This window comes from Rhizobium sp. SL42, assembly GCF_021729845.1.
In the GTDB taxonomy this organism is placed as follows: domain Bacteria; phylum Pseudomonadota; class Alphaproteobacteria; order Rhizobiales; family Rhizobiaceae; genus Allorhizobium.
This window is the reverse complement of record NZ_CP063397.1, coordinates 1228382-1250388: the sequence shown is the minus strand read 5'-3', so window position 1 is coordinate 1250388 and position 22007 is coordinate 1228382. Positions and strand designations below refer to the sequence as shown.

The window sequence follows — 22007 nt, the reverse complement described above, 5'->3', positions numbered from 1 at the left end:
GTCATTGCACCAGTGTACCGGTCAGGTGTTGCGGCCATTCCACTGCCGGATCGACCCGAACATAGGCCATGCCCGGCAGACCGGTCTTGATCTGATCCATGTGCTTGCGCAAGAGTTCCGAAGCCACCTTTGCCTTGATGCGGAACATCAGCTTCTGCCGTTCTTCCTCGGTCTCCACCGTCTTCGGCGTGAATTGCGCGACGTCGGCGACGAAACTTACCTTGGCGGGGATGACATATCCGGGCGCGGCATCCAGCACGAGGCGAACCTCGCTGCCGAGCGCCACACGTCCCGCAACGGATGTCGGCAGGAAGAAGGACATGAACACATCGCCGAGATCGACGATATTGAGCACCCGGCCGCCGGCGGCCAGCACCTCGCCCGGCTGCGCGACCCGGTACTGGACCCGGCCGTCGCGTGGCGCGCGCAGCATTCCCTCGCGCAGTTGCGCCGCGATGCTTTCGATCGCCGCCTTTGCCGCTTCGACGGCCGCTCCGGCATCGACCACCTGAGCCCTCGCCGAGCTGATCGCCGCATCCGACGCAGCGACCTGGGCCCTGGCAGCGGCAACAGCCGCCTTTGCGCTCTCGACGCTGGCGCGGTCGTCATCGACCGCTTGCTGGGTCGTGGTCTTGTTTTCCAGCAAGCGTTCGGCACGGGCAAGCTTGATCGAGGCGGCGTCGAGCTGGGCCTGCCTCTGGGCTACCGTGGCATCGGCGGCCTCGCGCTCGGCCTGCCGCTGGGCCACCACGCTTTGTGCCGCATCGACGCCAATCTCGGCGCGACGCAATTGTGCCTGCAACTGGCGCTGCTCTGCCTCAAGCTGCGTCGTGTCCATCACGGCAACAACCTGCCCGGCCGCGATGAAATCGCCCTCGTCGGCAAGGATTTCCTTGATCCGGCCCGCCGTCTTGGTGGAAATGTCGATCTCGACCGCTTCGATCCGGCCATTGCCGCTGGCGATGCCGGCAGGCAGGCCATCCCCTTCATAGGTCTTCCAGCCGTAATAGGCGGTTCCCCCGATTACCACCGCCAGAACAGCGGCCAGCCAGCCAGCCTGTCGATTTGCCATGATCAAAATCCCCGCATATGTCGCGCCTGAAATGTGTCCGAACAGCAATCACTATGCGGGCAAGTCTAGGGCCGGTGCTCCGGCCCCATCTTGATCCATGTCAAGATGTACGGCGGGCGGCATGGCCGCTGCCACGGGCATGCGGCAACGGTGCACCGTCCGCGCGCAATCTCCAGTGTTACCTGTCGAGCCCACCTTCTCTAGCTCACCTTCTCAAGCTTGACGTCTCGGGCGTGACTTCTCGGGCGCGCAGGGCTAGAACGTTGCGCCTGCAAGCCGACCGGCTCATCGATCCGACCTTCGACCGGCAGAGCACCCCCTCGATCCCTCCTGTTCCGGATGAACCATGTCCACAGCCTCTTTCGACCCGCATTCCCTCGCGGCCCAGTTCTCCGCTCCACGCGCGCGTATCCCGGCCGCGGAACTCGGCGTGCCGTCCGGCGTGAGCGACGCCATGGCGGTGCAGGAGATCTTTTCGGCGACACTGCCGGCCGCGCCGGTCGGCTACAAGGTGGCCCGCTCGCCGGACGGCCTTGCCGTGGTCGGCCGCCTCTGGCCGCTTGCGCTTGCAGACGATGCCGTCGTTGCCGAATTTCCCTGGCGCGACGGCTTGAAGATCGAGGTGGAAATCGCGGTGACGCTGGCGTCCGCCCTGCCGCCGCGTGCGGACGGCTATAGCCAGGAGGAGATCCTGGCGGCAATCGGCAGCGTGCATCTGGGTATCGAGGTGCTCGACAGCCGCATCGAAGAAGGCGGCAAGGCTCCTTACCTGCTTTTCCTCGCCGACAGGCTGGGCAATGCCGGTTATGCGCTCGGGCCGACGGTGCCGAAAGACATGCTTGCCTTGAACGGGGAAAAGCAGCTTGTCGTCAGGCTCGGCGACCAGACCATCTACGCAGCAGACGCCCGCCACCCGGCCGGCGATGTGATGGCATGGCTTGCCGGCTGGGCGTCGAAGAGCGACCGGCCGGCCGCATCCCTGGCGGCGGGCGAGATCATTACCACCGGCAGCCTGTGCGGCGCGCCTGTTGCGCAACAGCCCGGCCTGCTGACGGTCGAACTCGAAGGTGGACACACGATGTCCATTCGCCTGACGGCCTGAGGCAATCATGGCCCCGGAGCAGCCGGGGCCATGTATGTTCTGCCGCTTCACGGGGCTTGCGGCCGGTTCAGAAACCGCCGGCAACCAGGCGACGACGCAGGCCGTCGATGTCCGCCGTGACCAGGTCATCGAGGCGGCGTTCCCAACCGAGCGCCGTTTCAACGATGACCCGCAGGCTGTCATATTGCGGCACCCAGCCGAGTGTTTCCCTGGCAAGGGTCGCGTCTGCCACGACCAGCGGCGCATCGCCCGGCCGGCGCGGGCCGTATTCGACGGCAAACGGCTGGCCGCTGACCTGGCGCACCGCCCGCAGGATATCGAGCACGGAATAGCCCTTGCCATAGCCGCAATTGGCGATCAGCGGCTGACCGCCCTTGCGCAGATAGGCCAGCGCGCTCAGATGCGCATCGACGAGGTCGTTGATATGGATGAAGTCGCGCACGCCCGTGCCGTCGGGTGTCTGGTAGTCGGCCCCGAACACCGAGACCGACTTGCGCTTGCCGAGCGCTGCCTCGCAGGCGACCTTCAACAGGTGGGTGGCGCCGGCCGCGGAATTACCCGCCCGGCCCTTCACATCGGCGCCGGCGACATTGAAGTAACGCAGCGCGACGTAACGCAGATCATGGGCGCGGGCGGTATCGCGCAGCATCATCTCGCTCATCAGCTTCGACTGGCCATAGGGCGATTCCGGCCGCAAGGCGGCGTCTTCCCGGATCGGCAGCGGCTGGTCCGGCTGGCCGTAAACGGCAGCCGTTGACGAGAAGATGACCTTGTCGATACCGGCCTTGACGGCCGCGGTCAGCAGCTTGTGGGTATTGCCGGTGTTGTTTTCATAGTAGCTGAGCGGATCGGACACGGATTCCGGCACGATGATCGAGCCGGCAAAATGGATGATCGTCTCGATCCGGTTTTCGGCAAAGACCTGCTTGAGAACGGACGCATCGCCGATATCGCCAAGATAGAAACGCGCCTGCGGCGCCACGGCCCAGCGAAAACCCGTCGACAGCCGGTCAACGACGACGACGTCCTCGCCCGCATCGAGCAATGCCCAGACCATGTGACTGCCGATATAGCCGGCTCCACCCGTTACCAAGATCGCCATGATTTTCTTCCCAACGTTTTCTTGTTGGGAAGAGCTAACCACGGCGATCTTTTCGAATGCTTATTTTCGCGGGCTAAGCCTCTGATTAAGCCAGACTATTCGTCGGCTTGATTAAGCTTTTCCTAGCCGAAACATTCAAATTTTAGCGACGTTCGTCACAGCGCAAGGATGTAGCGGCCGAGGCGGTCGGCTGCCTCCTCGATCTGTTTGGGATTGCGCAGGAAACAGGCGCGCAGGAAGGCCTCGCCGCCGGCGCCGAAGGCGGTTCCGGGCGCCAGGCCCACGCCCGTCTTGTCGACGATGTCGAAGGCCGCCTTGCGACTGTCGGTGATGCCATCGATCTTCAGGAAAGCGTAAAGCGCACCTTCCGGCTTCAGGGTCTCGACCCGGTTGGTGGCGATCAGCCGATCACAGAGGATATCGCGCGACTGGGTGGCACGGGCGACGTTTTCCGCAACAAAGCCATCGCCGTGGTCAAGTGCTGCCACCGCCCCCCGCTGCATGAACGGAGCAACGCCCGAGGTCGAATACTGGATCAGGTTTTCCAGCACAGGGCCGATTTCAGGCGGTGCGACGATCCAGCCGACGCGCCAGCCGGTCATCGACCAGTTCTTCGAAAAGGAATTGGCAAACAGGATCCGGTCGCCGTCTTCCATCACGTCGAGGAAGGACGGCGCCCGCTCGGCTTCGCCGTAATAATAGAGCGCATAGATCTCGTCGGCGAGAATCCAGATGCCGTGGCGGCGGGCAATCTCCAGAACCTTTCTCAGATCGTCCTTCGTTGCCGTCCAGCCGGTCGGGTTCGACGGCGTGTTGATGAACAGCGCCTTGGTCTTCGGGGTGATCGCCGCTTCAAGCCTGTCGAAGTCGAGAGACCAGCGACCATCGGCAAAGGTCAGCGGCAGGCCGACGGCCTTGGCCCCGGCGATCTGGATCGCCGAGACAATGTTCGGCCAGGTTGGCGACAGATAGACGATCTCGTCGCCCGGCGAGGTCAGCGCCTGGACGCAGAGTACGATGGCTTGCATGCCCGAACCCGTCGCATAGAAATGATCGGCCGGCAGGTCGACGCCGAAATGGCGGCTGTAATAGTTGGCCAGCGCCTGGCGCAGTTCCGGCACGCCGCGCTGCCAGGTGTAGAACGTCTCGCCGCCGAGCAGCGCCTCGCTGGCCGCCCTGCTGATGAAATCGGGGGTCGGCAGATCCCCTTCGCCAACCCAGAGCGGCAAGAGGTTGTCGCGGGTGCGGGCATGGTTGACCAGTTCGACGATGCCGCTCTTCGGGGCGGCAAGCGCGCGGGCGCTAAGGTCATTCAAAAACGGCATGAATCGGCGTCTCCAAGGATCACTTGCGCTGATCTAGCCGATCGGCGGGCAAAAATCCCATGATAATCCTTGAGGAAGAGATCGATTCAGGTGATGGATCGCCGTGGCTCGCGTATCGGCGAGCCACCGCGCAAAATAGATCAGGCCTTCTTCAGAAGGTCGCGGATTTCGGTGAGCAGCTGGATGTCGGCTGGCGGAGGCGCATCCTCGGCGGCCTGCTTTTCCTGCTTCTCCAGCGACTTGCGCAGCGTGTTCACACCCTTGACCATGAGGAAGATGATCCAGGCAAGAATGACGAAATTGATCACCACCGTGATGAAATTGCCGTAGGCGAACACGGCGCCCTGTTCGCGCGCAGCCGCCAGCGATGTCGCCGTCACCTTGTCGCTCAGCGGCAGGAAATAGTTGGAGAAGTCGAAGCCGCCGAAAATCACGCCGACGATCGGCATGACTATGTCCTGGACCAGCGAATTGACGATGAGGCCGAAGGCGCCCCCGATGATGACACCCACGGCAAGGTCCATGACATTGCCGCGTGCAATGAATGTCTTGAATTCGTTCAGCATACCGCTCTCCTTTGTTTCCCTGACCAGGCCACCTTCGCGTTCGGCAGTCCCACCGTCATGGTTAAAGAAAGTTTGTCCATTCGGAAATGGTCAATTTCGAATTTGCCTGTTTCATCTTCGACTTAAGGTCAATCCGAAGACGATTTCAAAAGCCGTCGACTTCCCCTAAGGTTCGACCGGGTGCCACTCAGGAGGTCAAAGTGCTCCCCGGCTGGATTATCGTCGCGTCGTCTCTCGGCTATCTGCTGTTTCTGTTCGCCGTGGCCAGCTACGGCGACCGCAGATCGCGTGTCAGCGGCGTTCCCGCCGGCGGCAGGCCCGCCGTCTATGCACTCAGCCTTGCGGTCTATTGCACATCCTGGACCTATTTCGGCGGCGTCGGGCTCGCGGCCGAGCGCGGGCTGGAATTCATGGGCATCTATATCGGTCCGATCCTGATGTACACGCTCGGCATGCCGATCCTCCGGCGCATCGTCGAGCTGGCCAAGACCGAGAAGATCACCTCCGGCGCCGACTTCGTCGCGGCCCGCTACGGCAAGAATCCGATCGTCGGCATGCTGGTAACGATCATCTATCTGGTCGGCATCATTCCATATATCGCCCTGCAGCTGAAAGCGGTCTCCAGCTCGGTCGCCACCGTCATGGACCCCAGCGCCTACGGCATCGGCACCGGCAATCTCTACTTCATCGACCTGCCGCTGATCGTCGCCTTCATGCTGGCCTGTTTCGCGGTGATCTTCGGCACCCGTCACACCGATGCAACCGAGCATCAGGACGGCCTGATCCTGGCGATCGCGATGGAATCGGTGGTCAAGCTGGTGGCTTTCTGGACACTCGGCTTCTTCGTGCTGTTCTTCATTTTCGACGGGCCGGCCGATCTCTGGCACAAGGCACAGGACAGCGAAGCGGTGATGGCAGCGCTCTCCTACCAGACGCCGCCTGCCCGCTGGCTGCTGCTGATCGCGCTTTCGGCCTTTGCCATCATCATGCTGCCGCGCCAGTTCCACGTGACGGTAGTGGAAAACCGCACGCCGCGCGAACTGCGGCTCGCCGGCATCCTGATGCCGATCTACCTGATCGCCATCAACATTTTCGTGCTGCCGGCGGCCATCGGCGGGATCATGACCTTCGGCGGGACCGGCGACGCCGATCTCTATGTCTTGTCCCTGCCATTGCATGCCGGCGCAAGCCTGGTCTCGCTGCTGACCTTCATCGGCGGATTTTCCGCAGCAACCGCCATGGTGATCGTCGCATCTGTGGCGCTTGCCATCATGATATCGAACGACATGGTGCTGCCGATCTTCCTCAGGCAGAAGCTGCTGGAGCGCCCCAGCCAGCGGGCAAATTTCGCCAAGACCCTGCTGCATATCCGCCGTACCGCAATCTTCGGCGTCATGCTGCTCGGCTATGTCTATTATCGCTCGGCCGACAATTCGACCGGCCTTGCCTCGATCGGTCTCCTGTCGTTCACCGCGATTGCCCAGATCGCGCCGGCTATGTTCGGCGGGCTGATCTGGCGCCGGGCCAATGCGCGCGGCGCGATCGCCGGCCTGACATCCGGCTTCTTCGTCTGGGCCTATCTCCTGTTCCTGCCCAGCCTCGGTGCCATCGACCACTCGTGGATCGCGTCCGCCGTGCTCGGCTTCCTGCTGCCCGGCCTGCAGATGTTCGAACCCGCCTTTGCGGATTCGCTCGTCAACGCCACGCTGTTCAGCCTCGCGGTCAACACCGCCGCCTTCATCATCGGCTCGCTCAGCCGCAATCCGAGGCCTGTCGAGCGCATCCAGTCCGATATCTTCGTCAAGCGTCATGCCCACTCGCATTTCGCCACCCGAGGCTGGAAAACCAGCGTTGCCGTCGGCGATCTGAAGGCGGCCATTGCCCGTTATCTCGGCGACGAACGCATGGAGCGCTCGTTCCGCACCTACGAGCAGAAGGTCGGCCGCAAGCTGGCGGACGACAGTCCGGCCGACATGGCCTTCATTCATTTCTCCGAACAGTTGCTGGGCAGCGCCATCGGCTCTTCGTCTGCCCGGCTTGTCCTGTCGCTGATCCTGCAGAAAGCGGAGGACACGTCTGCCGATACCGTCTGGCTGCTCGACCAGGCGTCCGAAGCGCTGCAGTACAATCAGGACATGCTGCAGACCGCGCTGTCACAGATGGAGCAGGGCATTGCCGTTTTCGATGCATCCGACCGCCTGACGATCTGGAACCGGCGCTTCCGCAGCCTGCTCGACCTGCCCGAGCATGTCGGCCAGGTCGGCTTTCCGCTCACCGACATCATCGCCATCCTGATGCAGCGTGGTGACGTGACCAAGGCAGGCCAGTCGGCGGTGGTGCGCAGCTTCCATCAGTTCGACAACCCGTTCCGTATTGTGCTTTCCGGCGGCGATCGCATTCTCGAAGTGCGCTGCAACCTGATGCCCGACAAGGGCATTGTTGCGACCTTCACCGATATCACCGCGCAGGTGGAAGCCGACCGGGCGCTGAAGCAGGCGAACGAAACGCTGGAACAGCGCGTCAGCGAGCGCACAGCCGAATTGACGCGGGTCAACCACGCGCTGGCCGAGGCAAGGGCGGCGGCGGACGATGCCAATATCGGCAAGACGCGCTTCTTTGCAGCTGCCGGCCATGACATTCTCCAGCCGCTCAATGCGGCGCGGCTCTATTCCTCGTCGCTGGTCGAACGGCTGGGTGCGTCCGACAACAGCGCGCTGGTGCGCAATATCGATTCAGCCCTTGAATCGGTCGAGAGCATTCTCGGCGCGGTGCTCGACATATCGCGCCTCGACACCGGTGCGATGAAACCACGCTTCTCCACCGTCGCGCTGAACGGATTGCTGGAACGCATCGAGACGGACTTTGCGCCGCTGGCGCGGGAGAAGAACGTCAAACTGGTGGTCATGCCGACCAGGCTTGCGGTCCGATCCGACCCCAATCTGCTGCGGCGGCTGGTGCAGAACCTCGTTTCCAACGCGATCAAATATACCCCCGCCGGTCGCGTCGTGGTCGGTGCCCGGCGCCAGGGCGACAAGGTCATCATCCAGGTCACCGACAGCGGCATCGGCATCCCGGCGTCCAAATTCCGCACGGTGTTCAAGGAATTCGCCCGGCTGGAGGAAGGCATGCGCACGGCCTCGGGTCTGGGCCTCGGCCTGTCGATCGTCGATCGCATCGCCCGCGTGCTGCATCATCCGGTGGAACTTGCCTCAAAGCCCGGCAAAGGCACGACCTTCCGCGTGGTCATGCCGCTCGAAATCGCCAAGCCGCTGAGCCCCGGCGTCGTGCCGCTTGCTGCATCCGATCACGCCAGCCTGCCGCTCCAGGGCTTGCGGTTGCTGTGCATCGACAACGAGCCGAAGATCCTCGAAGGCATGGCGCTGCTGGTTTCCGGCTGGGGCTGCAGCGTGCAATGCGCCGGCTCGATCGAGGAGATGGACGCGCTGATCTCGACGGAAACCCAGCCGCCGGATCTGGTCATTGCCGATTACCATCTGGGCGACGGCAGCGGTATCGGAGCCGTCCTCAGGCTCCGGGCACTTTATCAGGCCGACGTTGCGGCCCTGTTGATCACCGCCGACCGCACGGCCGAGGTCCGGGCCGAGGCCGAAAGGCATTCGATCACGCTGCAGCACAAGCCGGTCAGGCCCGCAGCACTGCGCGCCTTCATCACCCAGGTGTATTCTCAGAAACGGGCGGCGGCGGCGGAATAGGCCGCAGCCTCATGCAACGATCGGGCAACATGGCTTCCCATCAGCGCCCCGTCACTGCCACGACGACAGCGCCCGCAGCGTCGGCGTCTTCTTGAAGACATGGCCATCCATCCGCGCCAAGAGCCGGTCGAGCATGCTGACGGCCTCGACGACCGCCGGCCCCTTGTTCAGCATCACGCATTCGGCACGCGCGGCCATGGCCGCGTCGGTCATTTCACCGCGGGTCGGGATTCCCTGCTTGACCATGTCTTCGAGCACCTGCGTCGCCCAGATGCACGGCACCGAGGCGGCCTCGCAGATCCACAGGATCTCCTCCTGCATTTCGGCCAGTCGCTCGAAGCCGATCTCGGCGGCCAGGTCGCCGCGCGCGATCATCACGCCGAAGGGGCCGCGCTCACGGGCGCGGACAATCAGTGCCGGCAAGTTGCTGACCGCTTGCGGCTGTTCGATCTTGGCGATCAGCCCGAGCTTGCGGCCGGCCTGGCCAAGGCGTTCCAGCACCGCATCGAGAAGATCGATGTCCTCCGGCTGGCTGACGAAGGAATATCCGATGATGTCCGCGAGCACGATGACCGAGGCCAGGTCCGCCTCGTCCTTTGTCGTCAGGGGTGAAAGGCCGAGAGACGTATCGGGGAGGTTGATGCCCTTTTCCTCTTTCAGCTTCGTGCCGCCCGCCTTGGTCTTGCGGACCAGAACCACCGCCTCGCCTTCAGACAGGCTTTCGACCACCGCTTCCAGCTTTCCGTCATCGTAGCGAAGCCTGTCGCCGATGCGCAGTCGCGTGACGATCTGCGGCAGCGAGACACAGGCGGAAAACCGGGCTGCCTCGCAGACACGCGGCTTGCCCTGCGTCACCAGTCGCACACGGTCGCCAACCTGCAGCCGCGCCTTCTTTTCCGGCAGAACGACCTCTGCTGTGCGGATCTTCGGCCCGGCGATGTCCATCAGAACGGCGATGTCGCGGCCGACGACTTTCGCCGCCGCCCTGACGAAGCCGGCCATGCGCGTCCAGGCCTTGACGTCATCATGGGCGCAGTTGATCCGCGCGACATCCATGCCGGCACGGGCGAGATCGAGAACCAGATCCGGCCCGTCGGCCGCCTCGCTCGGCAGCGTGACCATGATGCGGGTGCGACGGCCGTCCGGTTCCGGCCCCATCAAGGTTTCAGCCGCTGCCGCAAGGCGTGCCTCGCCGGCGAAATAGTCCGTTTCCATCGGCGGATCGCCGGATACGTCGCGGCCGGCAAGCGCGGCAAGCGCTGCGATCACTGCGTCGAGAGTGACAAGCACACGGCCCTCCAGACGGCCGAGCGAGGACAGGCCAAGCGCCATCAGGCGTCGCTGCAGCGGCCGGATATCGTTGCGGCGCAGCAGCAGATAGTGGATCAGATTGACGACTGCCGGGTCCGCGGTCTGTTGGCCTGCGGTCAGCATGGCCAAGCGTTCCGGCACGTCATCGAGGATCTGCGCGCGCAAGGCGGTCAGTTCGTCCAGCAGGGCGCTGGCGCGCATGGCGGAAGACGGGATGTCCTGGCTGTTCATGATCGTGCCTCGCAGGGGGATTGTCCACGCTCACGCTACATCGGCAATCCTGACAACCGGATGACGTGGGTCAATCTCCTCCTCTTCTTCCTCTTTCTGCTCTTCGTCTTCCGGCCAATAGCGCCGGCCCCGGAAGCTATCTATGCTTGCCACTCCGCCGCTGCGGCGCAGGGAGCGAGATCACGGCCGGGAGGGCCATAATCTGCATGAAGATCGCATTGCTGTCCGACATCCACGGCAACCGCCAGGCCTATGAGGCGGTGATGGCCGATGCGCTTGCCCGCGGTGCCGAGCGCTTCGTCATTCTCGGCGACATCGTCGGTTATGGCGGCGATCCGCGGTGGTGCGTCGACAGGACGATCGCGCTTGCCGCAGAAGGCGCCGTGGTCATTCGCGGCAATCACGACCAGGCGATCATCGACCCGGGCTATTCGATGACATCGGCGGCCGGCATCGCCATCGACTGGACGCGCATGACGCTGGAACCGCGCCAGCGGGCCTACCTTGCCGGCCTGCCGATGACCATCGAGGAAGACGACCGGCTCTATGTGCATGCCGACGGATCGGCGCCCGGCCGCTTCCGCTATGTCACCGATGCCACGACGGCGCTTGCGCATTTCGACGGCTGCACGCCGCGCCTGAGCTTTTGCGGCCATGTGCACCGGCCCTGCCTCTATGGCTGCAGCCAGGGCGGCAAGGTGACGGCCTTCACCCCGACATCGGAGATCGGCATTCCGCTCGCTGCGCCACGCCGATGGCTCGCGGTCATCGGCTCGGTCGGCCAACCGCGCGACGGCAATCCGGCGGCGGCCTACGCGCTCTATGACACGGCTCTCGGCGAGCTTTCGTTTCGTCGCACAGCCTATGACATCGGCACCGCCGCCAGCGCGATCCGCGCCGCCTCGCTGCCGGAGAGCCTGGCGACCCGGCTGTTCCAGGGACGCTAGGGAGAGGCCGCGATCATGCCCAAGGGACGTCTGAAGGAAGGCGATATCATCGACGGATTTGCCATCGGCACGCTTGCCCATACCGGCGGCATGGCGAAGCTCTATCACGTCACCCATGCCGATCATCCCGGCCCCTTGCTGATGAAGGTGCCGGAAATGGGCAGCGGCACCGATCCCGCAATGATCGTCGGTTTCGAGATGGAGCAGATGATCCTGCCGCGCATCGGCGGTCCGCATGTGCCGCGCTTTGTCGCCAATGGCGATTTTGCCCGCGTGCCCTACATCGTCTTCGAGCAGTTGCCGGGCAAGTCCCTCTATCCCGAACTCGACCGCCTGCCCCGGCCTCAGCCTGAGGTGATCGACGTGGCAACAAAGGTGGCCATAGCGCTGATCGACCTGCACCGGCAAAAGGTGGTGCATCTCGACATCAAGCCGTCCAACATCCTGTTTCGCGTGACCGGCGAAGCGGTGCTCGTCGACTATGGTCTTGCCCGCCACCTCGAGCTTCCAGACCTGATGGACGAGGAATTCCGCCTGCCCTATGGCACGGCACCCTATATGGCGCCGGAACAGATTCTCGGCGTGCGCAGCGATTTTCGCTCCGACCTGTTTGCACTCGGGGTAATGATGTATTTCTTCTCCACCGGGCGGCGGCCGTTTGGCGATCCGCAGCGAATGAAGGGCCTGAAGAAGCGCCTGTGGTGGGACCCGCCGCCGCCGCGCGAACTCAACCCGATGGTATCCAAGGCGTTCCAGGAAGTGATCCTGCGCTGCCTGGAAATCGACCCGGCCCGGCGCTACCAGACCGCGGCACAGCTGGCGCTGGACCTGGGTGACCTGTTCCATGTGCGGCTGACGGCGCGGGCGGAAAAGACCGGCCGCGATCCATGGAGCGCCCGCCTGAAACGGCGCCTTCATCCCGACCCGATCGAGCTTGTGCGGCCACAGGGGGCGGCCGCGATCCTCGCCAATGCGCCGATCGTGCTGGTGGCGATCGACCTCGGCGAAGCTTCGCAGGATCTGGCCGAGGCCTTACGGCACACCGTCAGCCAGATCACCCGCAACCGGCCGCATGCCCGCATTGCCTGCCTGAACGTCCTGAAGATCGCCCGGATCGCGCTCGACAACGATCTCGACGCCGAGGGCAACAACAAACATGTCATGCGGCTGGTTGAGCTGAAACACTGGGCCGCGCCGCTTGGCCAGAAAGACGGCGATGTCACCTTTCACGTCATCGAGGCAGTCTCGACCGCCAGTGCCATCCTCACCTTTGCCCGCGACAACAATGTCGACCACATCGTCATGGGCGCCAGGCCCAACTCGACGATGCGCTCGCTGATGGGTAGCGTGTCGGCCGAGGTCGCCGGAACGGCGCCCTGTTCGGTCACGGTCGTCAGGGTGCGCCAAACAGTGGACGGCTCGCCGCAGACACAGGAGACGGCAGAGCATGACGATGTGGTGCAGGCCTGATCGAGACAGCCGTTCGCTTCACCAACGGGGACCGAGCAAACGTCCCTACAATCTGAGGGCCCAGACGGTGGCATGGACGATGACACCCGGCTCGGCCGCCAGCCGCAGCGCCCGCACCGGTGCAAAACCGGTGATGCGTTTGCTGCCCGCATGGCGCCCGCCATCGGCGAAAATCTCCAGCGAGCCATAGTCGATGAAGACGCGAAACCGTTTTGCCTTGACCGCCTTGGCGAGATAGCGGGGAGCAGGCGTGCCGGCGTTCAGCAGGCCCTCGACATGCGTGTGTTCCTGGACGATTTCCAGGCCCTCGTCGTGCTGGGTCACGGCGAGCCGCATCTCGGGATGGTCGAGTTCGAGATGGAAGGCCGCCCCCGGCTCGCTGAGGTCGAAGACGATTTCGGCCGCACCATGCGGCAGCGCCACCGTCTGGCCGGCGGCCAGCCTTGTGCGGTCGAGCATGCGCGAGCGCAGGCTTTCGGCAGCCCCGATCGGCGGCGTCAGCAATTCGCCATCCTCCAGCAACAGCGTGCGCGGCAGGCTCATGGCCGTGGGGAAATCGATCGTCGGACCGGTATCGGCCCAGTTGCCGAGCCAGCCGATGCCTACCGGACTGCCGGCATCGACAAAGGCCTGGAAGGCATAGTTGTCGGTGCCGAAATCCAGCTCGCGGCCGAATTCCTTGGTAAAGCTCCGGCCATCGAACCAGCCGACATCGACCATGGACAGGTTGCGGCGACCGGTTTCCTTGTCCTCCCCGTTCATCAGGCCGTAGATCAGCGCCCAGCGGGTGGCGGGATCGCGCGGATCGCCGTCGATCGGCAGCAGGCAAGGGCATTCCAGGGCCGAGGTCTCATAGCGGGTCTCGGTATAAAGCTTGCCGAGATAGGTCCAGCCGCCGGCCGCCGCGTTGTCCTCCGTCTCGTAGAGCAAGATGACGCCGCCAGCATCGCTCTGGCTGCCGAGCAGCATCTTCCAGCGCCCGTCCGGGCCGCGAAAGACATACGGGTCGCGGAAATCGAAGGTCAGTCCCTCGCCGTCCGGCCGGCGCGGAAGAAGCACTTCGGCGGCGCCTGCGCTGAACAGGTCGGCCGAGGTTGCCGACATCTGGATTTCCTGCTCGGGCACCCGGTCGGCGATCTTCTCGGTGAAGAAGACGCGGATGCCAGGGCCATTCGTCAAAGCGATCGCCGAGCCGGAAAAGGCGCCGCCGCGCTTGTCGGGTCGGACCGAAAGATCTTCCGACGGAAACAGGAACACCGGCAGGTGGCGCCAGCGCAGGTAGTCGGAAGACACCGCGTGGCCCCAGTGCATGTTGTTCCAGATACGGCCATGCGAATAATGCTGGTAGAACAGATGGGGCCTGCCGCCGAAGCGGCCGAAGCCGTTCGGATCGTTCATCCAGCCGAACGGCGGGCGAAAATGATAGCCTTCCGGAAGATCCGGCGGCGCGTTGGCCGGATTGGTGTGCAATACCGTAATGCCGGTCTCCAGCACGTCGCTCGCGGTGAACCAGTAGACGACCGATACGGAGGTCACCGCCGGATCGTAGATCAGTTCGATCGAGCCGCCGCCGAAGACATGGTAGATGCGGAAAGAATGCTCCTCGGCATTGACCGCCTGGACCTCGCCGAACTTGCCGTTGGCGCTGTGGAAGGAGACCGAGCCGGGCTCGTCCGGCGAGACCGCCTTCAACCAGAGATGCAATGTCGCGTTGACCGGAAGCTCCACCTCGATAGTGCGATGGTCCATCGCCGTCTCCATTGAACCTGCCATGTCATTTTCTCCACATTCCCAATCAAGCCAAGCGGCACTCCGCCGGCCGGGCGATGCCCCGGCCGCGCGCGAGATGGAACAACGACAATGCCCGCCAGCCTGTTCCCTTTCCCGCCTGTCATCAAGCCTTCATCGCAGCGTCATCGCGCTTTAATTCGCAGCCTCTATCGCGGTCCTCAGAGATTCCGGACCTGGAGCGACTGCCGATGCGTCTTGCCGTTTCCATTCTTGCCGCCCTTGTCGGCCTTCTGCCGCAATCGGCGCTGAATGCCCCCTTCCAGGCGGCCGAACCACCTGCCGACCACTTTTCCGGCCGCAGCGCCCTGATCCACCAGCGCCTGACCGATGCCAATCAGTGGCGCGACCATGTCATGGTCGTCGCCCACCGGGCCGGGTGGAAGGAAAACGGCGTGCCGGTCAGGGCAGAAAACTCGTTCGCGGCGATCGATCATGCCGTCGCGCTCGGCGTCGAGATGGTCGAGATGGATGTGCGGCGCAGCCGGGACGGCGTGCTGGTCGTCATGCATGACGCGACGCTGGAGCGCACCACGACCTGTCACGGCGCGGTCGAAGACCTGCCGCTTGCGGCGCTGCGCACCTGTCGGCTGGTCGTCGAAGGTCAGCGAAAGCTGACGGATGAGACGGTGTTCACTCTCGAAGAGGCGATGCGCCATGCAAAGGGTCGCATCCTGATCAATATCGATAACAAGCTGGAACCGGAGGCGCTGGTCGAGGTCGCCGATCTGGCGCAGCGGTTGGAGATGACCGACGGAGTGCTGCTGAAAATGGCGGTGTGGAATGCCGAACGGCTGCAGCTTGCCCGCGACATTCGCCGCGCGATCGGCCCGGAGATCGCCTTCATGCCGATCCTCGCCGATGACGCCGTCAAGGAGGCCGATTTCATCGATCGCACCGAGGCATCGCTTTCGGCGCCGGCGGCCGAGCTGATCCACTGGTACCGCGATGCCGCCCAGCCGCTGACGACCGATGGCGGACCGCTTCTGTCGGCGCGGGCGAGGGCAGCGGCAATCCGCAACGACACGCATCTTTGGGTCAACACCTATCCGATCACCGACAGGCCGGAAGGCATGGTGGCCGGCGGACGCGGCGACTACCTGGCCATGGCCGGCGACCGGCCGGAGGATGTCTATGGCTTCTTCATCGACCGCGGCGTGACGATCATCCAGACCGACGAACCGGCTGCCCTGATCGGCTGGCTCGACACGCAGGGAATGCGACGCGGCTACGACCTGACCAATTGAGTTCTGATTTACGATCTGATGCCGGACGGTTTGACCGCCCGGCATGCCTTGTTTGAGCGCAGCTGTCAGGGCCGATCTGTCAGGGCCGTGTGGACACCACCACCGCGGGCGCGTCTTCGGCTTCGACCTGGCGGGCGAAATAATTGGCCAGCAGTGCGCCGGAAATATTGTGCCAGACGCTGAAGATGGCGCTGGGCACGGCTGCCAGCGGCGAGAAGTAAGCGTTGGCAAGGGCGGCACCGAGACCGCTGTTCTGCATGCCGACCTCGATGGCGATCGCCTTGCGCCGCGCCAGCGACAGGCCGCTGGCCTTGGCGGCAAAGAAGCCGAGCAAATAACCCAGGCCGTTGTGCAGCACAACGACGGCGAAGATCATCAAGCCGGACTGGACGATGGCGCCCTTGCTGGCGCCGACGACGGCTGCGACGATCAGCACGATACCGAGCACGCTGACCAGTGGCAGTGTCGGAACGGCAGCGCGCACCACGGTCGGTGCCAGTTTCTGCAGCGCAAAGCCTAGCGCCAGCGGCAACAGCACCACCTTGACGATGCTGATGAACATCGCCATGGCGTCGACGGGCAGGAACTGGCTGGCAAACAGCCAGACGAGGAAGGGCGTGACGAGCGGCGCTGCCAGCGTGGTGACGCTGGTGCAGGCAACAGACAGCGCCACGTCGCCCTTGCTCAGATAGGTCATGACATTCGATGATGTGCCACCCGGGCAGCAGCCGACCAGGATGACACCGGCGGCGACTTCCGGCGGCATGGGAATGAGCATGGTCAGCAGCACAGCCAGAAGCGGCATGATGACGAATTGCGAGCCAACCCCGATCGCCACGTCGAATGGCCGCTTCACCACTTCGCGGAAATCATCGAGCGAAATGGTCAGGCCCATGCCGAACATGATGACCGCCAGAAGCGTGACGATCCAGGGAACGATCTGCTTGAACAATTCGGGAAAGAAGAAGCCTAGCACGGCGAAAAGGATGACCCAGACGGCAAAGGTCTTGCCGACAAAACTGGAAAAAGACGCGAGCGATTTCATGATTGCCTCCCGATAAATGTAGATCGCGGTTTAGGTACGGCTTGCGTTCTGTCAAGCCGCCTGGCGCTCTGATCGGTACACTTTTGCATAACGACGCTGGAAGAGATGCGTTATTCGCATGGATTTGCGGCGAACCGTGCGGCAAGTGTCTTTTGGCACACTCGTCCGCCCTGCCCCGGCCTTGCGATCCTGCCGCCTCACCCTGGCGGACAAGGCAACGGTTATGTTCACGACATGTATGTCATCTTGATCCTCGGATCGAGACGCAAAGGCTGCAGCGAAACGTCCGCATTCCCATGAATGCACACAAACCGACCTAAACGGGGATGACTTTTGCAAATCCCCCAACCTTTTCAATAAAACGCATCCCATTTCATCCCCCTCGTTTCCGCCCGTGCCATACTCTCCCCGTTCCGCTTTCGGATACACCGGGTGTTGCGAGCCCGGCGAAGCGGAACCGGCGCCGGGGGGCGCGGCTGTCGCTGGCCAGATCCTCCGGGCCGGATGCAACGGTCTCCCTCTGGTGGAGGGGATGGAAGATGGCGACGGCCCCGGATCGGTTGCCGCCGTGTCGAGATCCCCACAGCCATCGGACGTGCCTCAGCGGCACACAAACAAGGCGCCGGATCTGGCTGATTGATCGAGTGATTGATTGATCGGGTCCGGTGACAAAGACGGCGGGAGCTGGGATCGTAAATGACCCGCTCCCCGGGCGAGGGTCCGGTCGGGATGTGCGCACATCCGACGGGGAACCTCCCGGGCACCCGGCCAGGACGTTTTTACGAGACGTCTTGGACCCAAGCCCGGTTGACGACGAGACTTCGGTCTCAAAGCCAGAGCCGCCTTGCCAGAGAGACGCATGCAACCGGCAAAAATCGTCGAACGGGGCGCCGGAAGGAGCCACATACTAAACTTACAGAGGTTGCTTCTGGCGCCCTGTCCGAGACTGCCATCACCCCCGGAGGAGGACAATCCGACCGGTCAATTGGCGTGGGATTTTTGAAGGTTTTGATTGATGAGGGTGAAGAGGATCGAACCATGCGCGCCGCCACAGCCGTGCCGGCACACTTCAGCCATCAGCGCCAGTTCGCCCCCTCTGTCGGCTCCGTCGACATCTCCCCCTCGCGGGGGGAGATCAGCGAGACCGCAGCGCGAGGGAAAGGATGGTGACTTCGGTGCAAAGGCTAAGACAACGGGCGACAAGATCTCTCCTCGTTGCACAGGCCTCAATTGCCCAAGGCATCCGTTTGGGTCAGCGGCCAGCCCCAAGTCGATCCCCCCCCTTGTGGGGGGTGAGGAACGGTCTGCGAAGCAGAGCAAACGATCCAGTGAATCGTTTGCAGTGACGAACGGCCGGCAGGCCAGAGGGGGGTAATCGCCGAGGCAGAGGCGATTGTCGGGACAAAGGAGGCGGCAATGCGCACCCTACCTCCCCTCTCGCGGCCACAAAAAAGGCGGCCGAAGCCGCCTTTCGTTTGCCATAAGGATGACCTCAGGCGGCCTTGGCGGCCTCACCGTAGGGGTCGAACCGGCCGTAGAAGGTTTCGCCCTTGGCGGCCATCTCGACGAGCAGCGGCGTTGGGGTGAAATGCGGACCGTAGTCCTTCGCAAGCCGTTCGCAGAGACTTACAAAGTTCTTCACGCCCATGCCGTCGATATAGGACAGCGCACCACCGGTATAGGGCGCAAAGCCGAAGCCGAGGATGGAGCCGACATCGGCCTCGCGCGGATCGGTGACGATGCCCTCCTCGACCGTGCGGGCCGCTTCCAGCGCGATGGTAGCGAGGAAACGCTGCTGCAGCGTCTTGACGTCGACGGTCTCGGGCTTCTGCTGCGGATGGAGATCCTTCAGGCCGGGCCAGATGTGCTTCTTCGCCGGCTTGGCCGGATAGTCGTAAAAACCCTTGCCGTTCTTGCGGCCAAAGCGCTCTTCCTTCTCCACCATGCGCGAGACAAGTTCCATGTGGCGCGGATCGACGGCCTTTTCGCCAAGATCGGCGACGGTCGCCTTGAGGATCTTGTAGGACAGATCGATCGCCACTTCGTCGTTCAGCGCCAGCGGCCCGACCGGCATGCCGGCGAATTTCGCGGCATTCTCGATCATCACCGGCGGCACGCCTTCGATCAGCATGTTGTAGCTTTCGGCCATGTAGCGAAGAACGCAGCGGTTGACGAAGAAGCCGCGGGTGTCGTTGACGACGATCGGGGTCTTCTTGATCGCCGCGACATAGTCGAGCGCGACAGCCAGCGCCTTGTCACCGGTCTCCTTGCCGAGGATGACTTCGGTCAGCATCATTTTCTCGACCGGCGAGAAGAAGTGGATGCCGATGAAATCGACGGGGCGCTTGGAGTTTCCGGCCAGGCCGGTGATCGGCAGCGTCGAGGTGTTGGAGGCGAAGATCGCGCCTTCGGGCAGCACCGCCTCAACCTTCTCGATGACGGCCTTCTTGACGTCGCGGTCCTCGAAGACGGCCTCGATGACCAGATCGGCATCCGCGAGCGTGCCGTAGTCATCCGACGGCGTAATCAGCGACAAGAGCTTCTCGCCCTCGTCCTTGGTAAGCCTGCCCTTGCCGACGGCACCGGCGACAAGGCCCTCGGAATGGGTCTTGCCCTTGCCGGCGGCCTCCATGTCGCGGTCGATCAGCACGACACTGATGCCAGCGGCGGCGGTGACATAGGCAATCGAGGCGCCCATGAAACCGGCGCCGACGACGCCGACCTTGGCGATCTTCGACTTCGGCTGACCGGCCGGGCGACGGGCGCCCTTGTTCAGCTCCTGCATCGAGACGAACAGCGAGCGGATCATCGAGAAGGCTTCCGTCGTCTGAACGATCTCGGTGAAATAACGCTGCTCGATGCGCAGACCGGTGTCGAACGGCACTTGCAGGCCTTCGTAGACACTCTTCAGGATGGCGAGCGCGGCGGGGTAGTTGCCGGCGGTCTCGCGGCGCAGGATGGCCGATGCCGCCGGCCAGAGCTGGGCAGCCGCCGGAGTCCAGATGCCACCGCCGGGAACCTTGAAGCCCTTTTCGTCCCAGGGAGCGACCGGCTTGAGGCCGTCCTTGATCATCTGCCGGGCAGCCGGGATCAGCTGATCCGGCTCGACGACCTGATGAACCAGGCCCATGGCCTTGGCGCGGGCAGCCGTCAGGCTCGACCCGGTCGTCATCATCTGCAGGGCATCCTGGGTATTGGCAAGGCGTGCCACGCGCTGGGTGCCGCCGGCGCCCGGGAAGATGCCGACCTTGACCTCGGGCAGGGCCAGCTTGACGGACTTTGCATTGGAGGCGACGCGGCCATGGCAGGCGAGCGACAACTCAAACGCGCCGCCCATGCAGGTGCCGTTGATCGCCGAAACCCACGGCTTGCCGCAGGTCTCGATCTTGCGCCACAGCCAGGTCATGCGTCCGGCAGCGTCGAACAGCTTCTTCACCGCACCGGCCGGGTCCTTGGCCTTTTCCTCCTCGAGCATGGAGAACATGCCCTTGATCATGGTGAGGTCGGCGCCGCCGGAAAACGTGGATTTGCCCGAGGTGAAAACGACGCCGGTGACGTCTGCATCGGCCACGGTGGCATCGACGATCTTCTCGATCTCGTCCATCACCTCGACGGTGAAGACATTCATCGACTTGTCCGGCATGTCCCAGGTGACAAGGGCAATGCCGTCGGCGTCGGTCTCGATGGTGAAATTCTTGTAGGTGCTCATGACTAACCCTCCCAAAGATCAGACGCGTTCGATGATGGTTGCGGTGCCCATGCCGGCGCCGATGCAGAGCGTGACGAGGGCGGTGTTGAGATCGCGGCGTTCCAGCTCGTCGAGAACGGTGCCGAGGATCATCGCGCCGGTGGCCCCGAGCGGATGGCCCATGGCAATCGCGCCGCCGTTGACGTTCATCACGTCGTGGCTGACGTTGAAGGCCTGCATGAAGCGCAGGACGACAGCGGCAAACGCCTCGTTCAGCTCGAACAGGTCGATGTCGGCGATCGTCATACCGGAACGCTTCAAGAGCTTTTCGGTGACATCGACCGGCCCCGTCAGCATGAGGGCCGGATCGGAGCCGATATTGGTGAAGGCGCGGATGCGGGCGCGGGGCTTCAAGCCCATGCTTACCCCGCCGGCCTTGGAGCCGACCAGAACGGCGGCTGCGCCATCGACGATGCCGGAGGAATTGCCGGCATGGTGGACATAGTTGATCTTCTCGATTTCCGGATGGGCCTGGATGGCGACGGCATCGAAGCCGCCCATTTCGCCCGGCATCTGGAAGGACGGGTTGAGGCCGGCCAGCGACTGCATGTCGGTGGTCGGGCGCATGTGCTCGTCACGATCGAGGATCAGGAGACCGCTGCCATCCTTCACCGGGATGACGGATTTGGCGAAATAACCCTTTTCCCAGGAATTGGCCGAGCGCTTCTGGCTTTCGACGGCATAGGCGTCGACGTCGTCGCGGGAAAAGCCATACTTCGTGGCGATCAGGTCGGCGGACACGCCCTGGGGCATGAAATAGCCGGGGAAGTTGACCGACGGATCCATGTACCAGGCACCGCCCGACATGCCCATGCCGACACGCGACATGCTCTCGACGCCGCCGGCGATGACGATGTCGTCGGAGCCGGCCATGACCTTGCCGGCGGCAAGGTTGACCGCGTCGAGACCGGAGGCACAGAAGCGCGAGATCTGGATGCCGGGGGCGGAGAAGGCGTAGCCGGCCTCGAAGGCGGCGGCCTTGGGGATGACGGCGCCGGCTTCCATGACCGGATCGACGCAGCCGAAGATGATGTCATCGACCGTGGACGTGTCGAGACCGTTGCGGTCGCGCAGGGCTTCAAGCGTCTTTGCGGCAAGCCTGGGCGTCGGCACTTCGTGCAGCGAACCGTCCTTCTTGCCACGGCCGCGCGGGGTGCGCACGTGATCGTAGATATAGGCTTCGGTCATTGTTTCTCATCTCCCTTGCGGCGCGCGAAGCGCCTTGAAAACTGTTGTGGCCATCTCACAACGGCCGCTCGTCCGCCTGCTCAGCCCTTCTGCGCGTCCAAGGGGCGAAGGGCATGTGTGTCGTCGGCGCCGGCAATCCCCTCTCCCCGCGA

At 63.6% G+C, this 22007-nt stretch carries 14 protein-coding genes; 5 read left to right on the top strand and 9 right to left on the bottom strand.

The window, feature by feature from the left end:
• Position 1: 1 nt before the first annotated feature.
• Positions 2-1072, bottom strand: coding sequence for an HlyD family secretion protein (locus IM739_RS05850; RefSeq protein WP_237370262.1), 1071 nt, complete (start codon positions 1070-1072; stop codon positions 2-4).
• Between the two features lie 346 nt (positions 1073-1418).
• On the opposite strand from IM739_RS05850, the gene IM739_RS05845 reads away from it, so the two are divergent.
• Complete coding sequence (locus IM739_RS05845; protein WP_237370261.1) at positions 1419-2174, top strand: fumarylacetoacetate hydrolase family protein; 756 nt, start codon at positions 1419-1421, stop codon at positions 2172-2174.
• A 67-nt stretch (positions 2175-2241) separates the two neighbouring features.
• On the opposite strand, the gene galE is transcribed toward IM739_RS05845, so the two are convergent.
• The 3 genes from galE to mscL form a co-directional block, all read right to left on the bottom strand.
• Positions 2242-3276 (bottom strand): UDP-glucose 4-epimerase GalE, encoded by a 1035-nt coding sequence (galE, locus tag IM739_RS05840; protein ID WP_237370260.1) that lies wholly within the window; start codon positions 3274-3276, stop codon positions 2242-2244.
• Between the two features lie 155 nt (positions 3277-3431).
• A complete protein-coding gene (locus IM739_RS05835) occupies positions 3432-4601 on the bottom strand; it encodes a pyridoxal phosphate-dependent aminotransferase (RefSeq protein WP_237370259.1) in 1170 nt (389 codons plus the stop codon).
• A gap of 140 nt (positions 4602-4741) precedes the next feature.
• Positions 4742-5167: a large conductance mechanosensitive channel protein MscL gene (mscL, locus tag IM739_RS05830; RefSeq protein WP_237370258.1), complete on the bottom strand. Its 426-nt coding sequence runs from the start codon at positions 5165-5167 to the stop codon at positions 4742-4744.
• 200 nt (positions 5168-5367) lie between these two features.
• On the opposite strand from mscL, the gene IM739_RS05825 reads away from it, so the two are divergent.
• Positions 5368-8880 (top strand): hybrid sensor histidine kinase/response regulator, encoded by a 3513-nt coding sequence (locus tag IM739_RS05825; RefSeq protein WP_237370257.1) that lies wholly within the window; start codon positions 5368-5370, stop codon positions 8878-8880.
• Between the two features lie 51 nt (positions 8881-8931).
• Here IM739_RS05825 and IM739_RS05820 read toward each other — a convergent pair whose 3' ends face one another.
• The gene (locus IM739_RS05820; protein ID WP_237370256.1) at positions 8932-10422 is read right to left on the bottom strand and encodes a pyruvate kinase; all 1491 of its coding nucleotides are present in this window, start codon (positions 10420-10422) and stop codon (positions 8932-8934) included.
• A 206-nt stretch (positions 10423-10628) separates the two neighbouring features.
• Between IM739_RS05820 and IM739_RS05815 the strand changes: the two genes are divergently transcribed.
• On the top strand, positions 10629-11369 hold the full coding sequence (locus IM739_RS05815) for a metallophosphoesterase family protein (RefSeq protein ID WP_237370255.1): 741 nt from the start codon (positions 10629-10631) through the stop codon (positions 11367-11369).
• A gap of 15 nt (positions 11370-11384) precedes the next feature.
• Entirely contained in the window at positions 11385-12839 is a 1455-nt protein-coding gene (locus IM739_RS05810) for a bifunctional serine/threonine-protein kinase/universal stress protein (protein ID WP_237370254.1), read from the top strand.
• Between the two features lie 45 nt (positions 12840-12884).
• On the opposite strand, the gene IM739_RS05805 is transcribed toward IM739_RS05810, so the two are convergent.
• Positions 12885-14612: a glycoside hydrolase family 32 protein gene (locus IM739_RS05805; protein ID WP_237370253.1), complete on the bottom strand. Its 1728-nt coding sequence runs from the start codon at positions 14610-14612 to the stop codon at positions 12885-12887.
• Positions 14613-14818: 206 nt separating this feature from the next.
• Between IM739_RS05805 and IM739_RS05800 the strand changes: the two genes are divergently transcribed.
• Positions 14819-15874: a glycerophosphodiester phosphodiesterase family protein gene (locus tag IM739_RS05800; protein ID WP_237370252.1), complete on the top strand. Its 1056-nt coding sequence runs from the start codon at positions 14819-14821 to the stop codon at positions 15872-15874.
• A gap of 79 nt (positions 15875-15953) precedes the next feature.
• Here IM739_RS05800 and IM739_RS05795 read toward each other — a convergent pair whose 3' ends face one another.
• The 3 genes from IM739_RS05795 to IM739_RS05785 all read right to left on the bottom strand — a co-directional run bounded on the left by IM739_RS05795 (position 15954) and on the right by IM739_RS05785 (position 21855).
• A complete protein-coding gene (locus IM739_RS05795) occupies positions 15954-16919 on the bottom strand; it encodes a bile acid:sodium symporter family protein (protein ID WP_237370251.1) in 966 nt (321 codons plus the stop codon).
• Between the two features lie 1492 nt (positions 16920-18411).
• A complete protein-coding gene (locus IM739_RS05790) occupies positions 18412-20628 on the bottom strand; it encodes an FAD-dependent oxidoreductase (protein ID WP_237370250.1) in 2217 nt (738 codons plus the stop codon).
• 18 nt (positions 20629-20646) lie between these two features.
• Positions 20647-21855 (bottom strand): acetyl-CoA C-acetyltransferase, encoded by a 1209-nt coding sequence (locus IM739_RS05785; RefSeq protein WP_237370249.1) that lies wholly within the window; start codon positions 21853-21855, stop codon positions 20647-20649.
• Positions 21856-22007 lie beyond the last annotated feature (152 nt).

Excerpts from the sequence above, each read along its gene's own strand:
- IM739_RS05800 (WP_237370252.1), top strand. The coding sequence starts at position 14,819 with ATGCGTCTTGCCGTTTCCATTCTTGCCGCCCTTGTCGGCCTTCTGCCG.
- IM739_RS05845 (WP_237370261.1), top strand. The coding sequence starts at position 1,419 with ATGTCCACAGCCTCTTTCGACCCGCATTCCCTCGCGGCCCAGTTCTCC.
- IM739_RS05790 (WP_237370250.1), bottom strand. The coding sequence starts at position 20,628 with ATGAGCACCTACAAGAATTTCACCATCGAGACCGACGCCGACGGCATT.
- galE (WP_237370260.1), bottom strand. The coding sequence starts at position 3,276 with ATGGCGATCTTGGTAACGGGTGGAGCCGGCTATATCGGCAGTCACATG.
- IM739_RS05820 (WP_237370256.1), bottom strand. The coding sequence starts at position 10,422 with ATGAACAGCCAGGACATCCCGTCTTCCGCCATGCGCGCCAGCGCCCTG.
- IM739_RS05805 (WP_237370253.1), bottom strand. The coding sequence starts at position 14,612 with ATGGCAGGTTCAATGGAGACGGCGATGGACCATCGCACTATCGAGGTG.
- IM739_RS05795 (WP_237370251.1), bottom strand. The coding sequence starts at position 16,919 with ATGAAATCGCTCGCGTCTTTTTCCAGTTTTGTCGGCAAGACCTTTGCC.
- IM739_RS05835 (WP_237370259.1), bottom strand. The coding sequence starts at position 4,601 with ATGCCGTTTTTGAATGACCTTAGCGCCCGCGCGCTTGCCGCCCCGAAG.
- IM739_RS05850 (WP_237370262.1), bottom strand. The coding sequence starts at position 1,072 with ATGGCAAATCGACAGGCTGGCTGGCTGGCCGCTGTTCTGGCGGTGGTA.
- IM739_RS05815 (WP_237370255.1), top strand. The coding sequence starts at position 10,629 with ATGAAGATCGCATTGCTGTCCGACATCCACGGCAACCGCCAGGCCTAT.
- IM739_RS05810 (WP_237370254.1), top strand. The coding sequence starts at position 11,385 with ATGCCCAAGGGACGTCTGAAGGAAGGCGATATCATCGACGGATTTGCC.
- IM739_RS05785 (WP_237370249.1), bottom strand. The coding sequence starts at position 21,855 with ATGACCGAAGCCTATATCTACGATCACGTGCGCACCCCGCGCGGCCGT.
- mscL (WP_237370258.1), bottom strand. The coding sequence starts at position 5,167 with ATGCTGAACGAATTCAAGACATTCATTGCACGCGGCAATGTCATGGAC.